At 40.8% G+C, this 211-nt stretch carries 1 pseudogene; it reads left to right on the forward strand.

The features are described 5' to 3' along the window. Positions 1–211: pseudogene (locus QCD85_RS23865) on the forward strand (hypothetical protein); the annotation flags it as partial.

A 211-nucleotide genomic window follows, 5' to 3' on the forward strand; every position in this document is an offset into this window, starting at 1 on the left:
GTTACGGCGACCACCGAGTTCTACTCGTACTAGTATTCGTCTGCAGCGTCTGATGTTTATAAGAGACTGTTTAGCTTCTGCACGAGCTGGTAATGTAATTGGTGGAGGAGACTGGGCTAAAGATCGTCTGATTCCTGATTGTATTAAGATTTTATTGAATATTGAGTCTATTCTAATTAGAAAGCCTTCTTCAATACGTCCTTGGCAACAT

It is taken from the genome of Paenibacillus sp. PsM32, assembly GCF_030433815.1.
Classification (GTDB): Bacteria; Bacillota; Bacilli; order Paenibacillales; family Paenibacillaceae; genus Saccharibacillus; species Saccharibacillus kyungheensis.